The following is a 7,440-nucleotide window of genomic DNA, read 5'->3' as shown; positions in this document are numbered from 1 at the left end:
TGACTCCTTGGTTCTCCCGAGAACCAAGGATTGGCTATGACGTGATGCCTCCCGTCTATTGTCACGACCGATTACTCCCTTGGAGGTAGATTTCCGCTGCACCTGCGAAGCCCTGCGAGGCAGAGAGCGATCTTAAAGCTTTGCACACTGCTCGAAAGCAAACGAAAATCTAGCTCCGACTTTCGCGGAAAGTTTAAACTTATACAGCGGCCGCATCGAGTCAAACGGTGACCTGCTCCGGGTTATCCTGGACAAAGTCGCACGACCAGACGTGGTTCGCCGCTCAGGATTCAGACGCACGCAGGATCCATCGTTGAGGCAGAGGCAGCCCCGTTTCAGTTGCTTCATAGGAACTTTCAATGTGGGCGTTCAATGTCGACGTTTTCGACAATGACGTTGTTGCGCGCGCTGAGCTTGACGATGGCCGCAGCAAGACTGCTCATCGATTGAGATTTTTCCAGAAACGGCTTAGTTCGACGAGCTGACGATGTCGGTCGGTGAGGCTCGATGGTACCTGCCGATCTTTTAAGAGGTGAAGCATTGGCTCGGGATGCAACTCACACGACACTGACCGCGCTCTCGGAACGCTGGCTCGTTTGGCTCGCTGACCCGCATCCGCCAGTATCAGAGCCAGCATCTCAAATTGGCGCTCGCGAACTATCTTCTCTGCTGGACGCCGCAGAACTTCACGGGGTTCTCGCGATGTGCCTGGATGGACTGCGACGCACTGCGGCGGCGGCTTGTGGAATTACAGACGGCGAAGACAATCGCCGTTCTCAGATCATCAAAGACAAATCAAATCGAAGCGTCGATCTGGTGAGTGTGCAGATGCTACTGGCGCACCACGGAGAAATTGTTCGCAAATCGCTCGCGGCACGTCATCTGCCGTTCACGATCGTTAAGGGACAAACCTTTGCGCGGCTACTCTATCCTACTCCAATATTGCGGAGATATACGGATATCGACGTTCTTGTGCCAATCGCAGTCAGAGCCGAGGTAAGCCGCGTTCTTGCTGACCTTGGCTTCGAACTTCAGGAAATGGAGTATCGCAGCGGTGCGGATTATTTCGAAGACAAGTGGACCTTGCGCGCCGACCAGGAGATACTCATCGAGGTCCACTGCGATCTCGTTCATAACCCAAAACTCCGGCGCTCATTCTGGCTGGGGTATGAGGACGTTGCCGACGCAGGCGACGGCAACCCAGAGAACGCGACAGCCCTTCTCCTTGTTGCTGGATCGCATGGTGCGATCAGTCACCAATTCGACCGGCTTTTACAGGTAATCGATGTGTTGCAATGCGCCCGAGGCGTCGCTGGTCCAGTTGATGTCGGTCGATTGCGAACCGTCGCCGACCGTTGCGGTCTTACCTTGGCGGTCGCCACGTCCCTTGCCCTTGCCAGCGAGACATTCGCCGATGAAAGTTGCAAAGCGCTTTTGAAGAAATTTGCTCCCCGTACGTTCGACACCGCCGCAAGCCACCTCTTGACGCCGCGCGTGACGCTCGCGGCGCAGAGCAACGATCACCGGTTCGCATCCTTACGGCGCAAGTTATTCCGTCAGGCGCTGCGATATTCGGCAATGCACCGGCCAACACAAGGCTAGACGACAAGCGTCAAAAAGACATTCAGGCTGCTCCCGCTACACGAGTAGCGATGGCTTCGCAGTATCGGGCAATGTCCGTGCCGAGGCTATGAAGCGCCGTTCCGACGTGGAGCCGGGCCGATAGAACTCCAGGAGATGTGAGCAAAGACGTGACCGCTTCTAATTTCCTCACGTGGCGGGGCAGTACGCCGACTTGCGATATCCCGATATTATCGGTGGCAAGCGCCAAAGCGACATCCGCTTTCGACATGTGATCGATGGCATGGCTGCCATCAGATCGTTTCCCCAAAATAAAAACTGCTCTCACCGGCAGGTTCGCCTGGATCGCGACTTTGCCAACCTTCGCAAATTGAACTCGCGTAAGAATTTGTTCGCCTTCTCGATTCCAACCCGGCGGCATGACGCCCTTCAAAACCGGCAAAAGGTCGGAAGTTCGCCAATGAACCTTCATGGGCCTCGGAAATCCCCACGCGGAACATGTCGAGCGTTTTCGATCGAGGACAAGCGCATCATCAGTGACGATGCCAAATCCGCTCATAGCAAGCGCAAGGGCCGTCGTTGTTTTGCCCGCGCCACTTGGCGCGAATAGCAGAATCGACTCATTGCGATCAGGTAAAACGAGAGCCGCTCCATGCAGCAGTTCTTGCCCCATCGACGAAAGGATCACATCGAACGCGAACAGGGCGACCGTAGATGCCGTCAACGCATCGGCATCGGGCATGATCCATATCGACGCTTTTCTTTCTATAAGATCGACTTCCACGCTGCCGGCCCCGTCAACAACGAGCCATTCCTTGCCAGCGCCGGCGAGGATCCTGCCTGGGACGGTAATGCCTGCCCCAAGCGTCCCTTCATGAACCAAGCAAGCCTCCGGCGGGCTGTGCAGCTCGCCAGACGTTCGAAACTCCAGTGCGAACTCTGCGAACGGCGCAGCATCCTGACGAAGCTCTTCAAGAATAGGTGCGACGAAGCGATAAAGACCCTCGTCCACAAAATTCATTTGCACCGGAGCATCGGCAAACCAAAACCATCGTTCCAATAGCCTGCCCTCTTGATGATTAGATGGATGTTTCAGCTATTGCGGGTCGTTTCAAACACATGTGTTTGTCGCGAACGAGAACCTCCACCATTGCTGTGGTCGGGCGATTTAAAATAACGACATCATCGAGCACGACCCAACAATGAGCCGCGAGCTTATCTTGCTCGATGCTCTGCTTTTCGACACCAAAATGAAGCTCGGGATGATATCCTGCGAGGCGCAGAAAACGATCTGCTAGCACTCCCTCACGTAAGCACGGGCGATCTTTCATGAAATGGGGGCGCCGCACGCTTCGTCGAGTTCGGTAGGCAATCAGATCCGCTGAAAGCCCTTGATACGGTGTCGCCGACCTCGGCGATACGCGCTTCAACAACACAACGAGATCGCTTCGCCACGCAAAAAATGGCACCAACCGCGCCCATAACCACAGCGCCATACGAAATCGCCAATATATGGCATAACCCATCATTGAGGAACGGCGGTCGGCTCGATGATAATACGCTGCTCGGATAAATTGCGAGCGAGTTGCTCCAGATCGGAACGCAAAACCGGTCTCGCGACATCGAAGCTTTCCGCCAGAAGATCGACAGAATTGCCAAAGGTCCGCGTGCCATCGAGGGCGCGCAAAAATGCCGAGGTCGTATCATTGCAAGTGAAGATCTCGCCGCTCTCTATCAGCAGGATCACCGCACCTTCTCCTTGTCCAAGAGGCTGAAACGAAACGGTATCCGACAGCGCAAACACTTGGTCATCATCTATCATGAGAAACCCTCAGACTAATGCCCTGAGGCGATATACTAACGCTGCGGCTTCAGCTGGACCATCGGTGATCGACCGCAATTCTGTTGATGCGATTCAAGCAATTATCTCAAAGAGCACAACAGTGCTCGGAACGCATCACGCTTCAATAAAAAGCGTCGGCTTGCAACCATGAACACTGTTCTCATTGCACTTGTTCTTGTTGGACCCAACCGCGTCGATCTAACCTCATAAAAGATTCGATTTATATGTTTTCCCGACCGTTCTGGCGTAGGCGCGCTCGTCCTCTCGTCGAAGGCTGGAGAGACTGCACGGAATTGTGCAATCCCAATTTCAAAGGACTCCGTTTGAGTTCCATATATCTAAAAAATGGAGGTTTGAATGAATACACCTGCTGAAAAGCTCAAATACGAAACGCCGGCGCTTGTTCGCCGCGAACGCCTCAATACGATTGTGGCAACGACAACGAGCGGACCTCCTGCGCCCGGGTAGAACGCTATCCTGACAAGCTCAGGAAGGCTTAAATAAACAGCATTCTCACGAAAGCGAATACGAAACGCCGATTTTCATTTGCCACGAACGCCTTGTCGCAATCGTCGCAACAATAGCGATCGGCCCGACTTCTGAAACGTAATATTGGAGATATTGGATGAAAATGCTTGCTGATAGGGCGACATATGAATCGCCGACACTCATTCGCCGCGAACGCCTCAATACGATCGTGGCTTCAACAACGAGCGGCCCACCGCCGCCTGCTCCGATTCCCTGATCGCAGTTATTCCGGAGCGCCAGCGAGTTTTTCCGCTGGCGCTTTTTTTTTCGTGTGCTGCCAGCATCGTCCAAGTCTGCGCAGGAGCATGAGGTTGGAGAACGTCCTAAAGCGCCGTTCAAGATGTCCGGCTCTCGTTAGACACACTCTGCCGTTCGCGGCATCGAATTCCACGGTGCGCCAGTTTATCCGCGGCGGACACCCCACTTGGCTTTCCGGCTTAGCTACGCCTGCGATTTTGTAAATCTTGCCATCTAGCAAGAGTCGGAGTTGTCCCATTGCTCCGAGGACATGGGCGCGAACTCGCAACGCCTCGGCATCCATATTTTCGGTGAGAACAAGATCATGGGATTTCACGCGGGCGTACCGCCAATCTCCCGTCGGCTGCGCGCGCGATTTTATTTTGTCCCGGCAAAATTTCGGAAGAGCCTCGGAGACCAGTTCTCCCGCCATGCGCATGCACCATATGGAGTGCTGATCCAGGCGCGATAAGTCGGCCTTGGTCGCGGCGGATTGAGCAATAATCTCTCCCTCGTCGAAGCCCTGGGATATACGGTGCAATGTAACGCCGGCGCAGCTCTGCAACGCTCCGTCGATCGCCATTGCCTGAACAGGATGCGGGCCGCGATACTGCGGAAGAAGCGCGGGATGGAGATTTACACCACCGCAGCGAAACATCTCAAGCACGGCGAGGGGAATACGGTTGGGATACGCCGAGCTGATCAGCACATCGGCGTTTAGTGCAGCAAGCTCCTGAAGAAAATGAGCACATGTGAGATCTCGTAAAGAACTGAGAACACTCGCACGATTGCGCTTCAACACCGCCCGCATGGAAAAATCGGGACAAAGCAACTGTCGCGATCTATCCCGCCGCCATTTTACTCTGTGGGGTCTCGGCGAAACGACACAAGCGGCTATCGTATTCCCCGCATTCGCCCATCGGGCCATGACGTGGGCAGAGCTTGCGGAAATATCGGTGAAAAATACGGCACGCAGAGAACCCATCGCTTGAAATCCGCTTGATGCCAGGCTTCCTCGATATTCCGTTATGATTTCAAATGCTGCGGTTTAACCGAAGCAACGTAAGAATGATGAACGAAAATCGCAAACCCGCAGCACCACCTGAATGTGGAAAAGGTAAGCCCACAACGATCCGCAAGCTGAGTAGTGTCACTCTTTTGCTCGGCGCGTTCCAGTAAGGGGCCTTTCACAATAACGCTGATCTTCGCAGAGATCAGGACAACACTTTGATGCGCCAAGACGCGTGATCCGATATGCACCTTGCTGATTGATTTTGATCAACCACGTCCCTTGACATAATTTTTTAAAAAAATTGGTGCAGTGCGGATCGGGGCCACCGATAAGCGCCGCCTTATAGAGTAACACTCATATAAGTTCGTGCGTCGTTGAACCGAGGACAAACAAGCAACGTGCGAGCGCTGGCGGTTTGCAAGATACCTGACGCGTCAGCCCACCGCGTCGCAACATAAGCGACTACCCGCGCTTGTTGAATAATGTTGCTTTACTCGAATAAAACATTCGCTATACGAAACGCGGTCGAAGAATTAGAAAAACCGCGGAGCAAGCAGCATGTCTCAAGGATCCGACATCGAAATTGCACGTCGTGCAAAACTGAAGCCGATCACCGACGTTGCCGCAAAAATTGGAATTCCGGCAGACGCGCTCGTTCCGTACGGCTGGACCAAAGCCAAAGTCTCTGCCCAGTACCTCGAAAACATTCAGTCCTTCAGCGACGGCCACCTGATCCTCGTGACTGCGATCAGCCCGACGCCTGCGGGCGAGGGTAAGACAACGACGACGGTTGGCCTCGGCGACGGCCTCAATCGCATCGGCAAGAAAGCGATCATGGCGCTGCGCGAACCCTCGCTCGGGCCGTGCTTCGGCATGAAGGGCGGCGCGGCCGGCGGCGGCTACGCCCAGGTCGTGCCGATGGAAGACATCAACCTGCATTTCACCGGCGACTTCCACGCCATCACCAGCGCCCACAATCTCCTGTCGGCGCTCATCGACAACCACATCTACTGGGGCAACGCGCTCGGCATCGACCAGCGCCGCATCGGCTGGAAGCGCGTCCTCGACATGAACGACCGCGCGCTGCGCTCGATCGTCAATTCGTTGGGCGGCGTCTCGAACGGCTTCCCGCGCGAGGACGGCTTCGACATCACCGTCGCGTCCGAGGTCATGGCCATCCTCTGCCTGTCGAAGGATCTGAAAGACCTTGAGACCCGCCTCGGCAACATCATTGTGGCTTACACGAGAGACAAAAGACCGGTCCGCGCCCGCGATCTCAAAGCCGACGGCGCCATGACGGTATTGCTGAAGGACGCGCTGCAGCCGAACCTCGTGCAGACGCTCGAGAACAACCCCGTCTTCATTCACGGCGGCCCGTTCGCCAACATCGCGCACGGCTGCAACTCCGTGCTGGCGACGACGACGGCGCTGAAACTCGCCGATTACGTCGTGACCGAAGCCGGATTCGGCGCCGACTTGGGCGCCGAGAAGTTCTTCGACATCAAGTGCCGCAAGGCCGGCATCGCGCCCTCGGCCGTCGTCATCGTCGCGACCGTCCGTGCGCTGAAGATGCATGGCGGCGTCGCCAAGGATGATCTCAAAGCCGAGAACGCCGCGGCGGTGGCCAAGGGTTGCGAGAACCTCAAGCGGCACATCGAGAACGTCAACAAGTTCGGTGTTCCGGCCGTCGTGGCGGTGAACAAGTTCATCACCGACACCGACGCCGAGGTCGCCGAGGTGCAGAAGGCCGCCGAAAGCATGGGCACGAAGGCGTTTCTGTGCACGCACTGGGCCGACGGCGGCAAGGGCACGGAAGACCTCGCCCACCACGTCGTCAAGGTCATCGACGAGGGCAAGGCGAATTTCAAGCCGCTGTACCCGGCCGAGATGAAGCTGCGCGACAAGGTGAAGACGATCGCGACCGAAATCTATCGCGCCGCCGACATCGCCTGCGACGCCAGCGTCGAGACGCAGTTCAAGGACTTCGAAGCGGCGGGCTTCGGGCACTTCCCGGTGTGCATGGCGAAGACGCAGTACTCGTTCTCGACCGATCCGGGCAAGCGCGGCGCGCCGACCGGCCACATCGTGCCGATCCGCGAGCTGCGCCTCTCGGCCGGCGCCGAGTTCATCGTCGTCGTGACCGGCGAGATCATGACCATGCCGGGCCTCCCGAAGGTCCCCTCCGCCGACAGCATCCGCCTCGACGACCAGGGCCTGATCCAGGGGCTGTTCTAAGTCC

The 7,440-nt window shown here is 56.2% G+C and carries 7 protein-coding genes and 1 pseudogene; 3 read left to right on the top strand and 5 right to left on the bottom strand.

The annotated features are described in order from the left end of the window. Window positions 1-247 precede the first annotated feature (247 nt). Window positions 248-360: pseudogene (locus WC026_RS16995) on the bottom strand (IS3 family transposase); the annotation flags it as partial. 147 nt (window positions 361-507) lie between these two features. On the opposite strand from WC026_RS16995, the gene WC026_RS16990 reads away from it, so the two are divergent. Next, a complete protein-coding gene (locus WC026_RS16990) occupies window positions 508-1,602 on the top strand; it encodes a nucleotidyltransferase family protein (RefSeq protein ID WP_372712197.1) in 1,095 nt (364 codons plus the stop codon). A gap of 22 nt (window positions 1,603-1,624) precedes the next feature. Here WC026_RS16990 and WC026_RS16985 read toward each other — a convergent pair whose 3' ends face one another. Beyond that, entirely contained in the window at window positions 1,625-2,053 is a 429-nt protein-coding gene (locus WC026_RS16985; protein ID WP_372712196.1) for a hypothetical protein, read from the bottom strand. A gap of 180 nt (window positions 2,054-2,233) precedes the next feature. Between WC026_RS16985 and WC026_RS16980 the strand changes: the two genes are divergently transcribed. After that, on the top strand, window positions 2,234-2,644 hold the full coding sequence (locus WC026_RS16980; RefSeq protein WP_372712195.1) for a hypothetical protein: 411 nt from the start codon (window positions 2,234-2,236) through the stop codon (window positions 2,642-2,644). 16 nt (window positions 2,645-2,660) lie between these two features. Here the strand turns inward: WC026_RS16980 and WC026_RS16975 are convergent, their stop codons facing one another. From WC026_RS16975 to WC026_RS16965, 3 genes are all read right to left on the bottom strand, one after another. Continuing rightward, window positions 2,661-3,077, bottom strand: a complete 417-nt coding sequence (locus WC026_RS16975; RefSeq protein ID WP_372712194.1) for a lasso peptide biosynthesis B2 protein — start codon at window positions 3,075-3,077, stop codon at window positions 2,661-2,663. Window positions 3,078-3,106: 29 nt separating this feature from the next. Next, window positions 3,107-3,403, bottom strand: coding sequence for a PqqD family protein (locus WC026_RS16970; RefSeq protein ID WP_372712193.1), 297 nt, complete (start codon window positions 3,401-3,403; stop codon window positions 3,107-3,109). A gap of 772 nt (window positions 3,404-4,175) precedes the next feature. Next, the gene (locus WC026_RS16965) at window positions 4,176-5,174 is read right to left on the bottom strand and encodes a formyltransferase family protein (RefSeq protein ID WP_372712192.1); all 999 of its coding nucleotides are present in this window, start codon (window positions 5,172-5,174) and stop codon (window positions 4,176-4,178) included. A 585-nt stretch (window positions 5,175-5,759) separates the two neighbouring features. Here WC026_RS16965 and WC026_RS16960 point away from each other — a divergent pair. After that, a complete protein-coding gene (locus WC026_RS16960; protein WP_372712191.1) occupies window positions 5,760-7,436 on the top strand; it encodes a formate--tetrahydrofolate ligase in 1,677 nt (558 codons plus the stop codon). Window positions 7,437-7,440: the final 4 nt, after the last annotated feature.

The organism is Hyphomicrobium sp., assembly GCF_041674905.1.
Taxonomy (GTDB): domain Bacteria; phylum Pseudomonadota; class Alphaproteobacteria; order Rhizobiales; family Hyphomicrobiaceae; genus Hyphomicrobium_B.
Note: the sequence above shows the minus strand (reverse complement) of the source record. Positions and strands in the feature narration are given on the sequence as shown.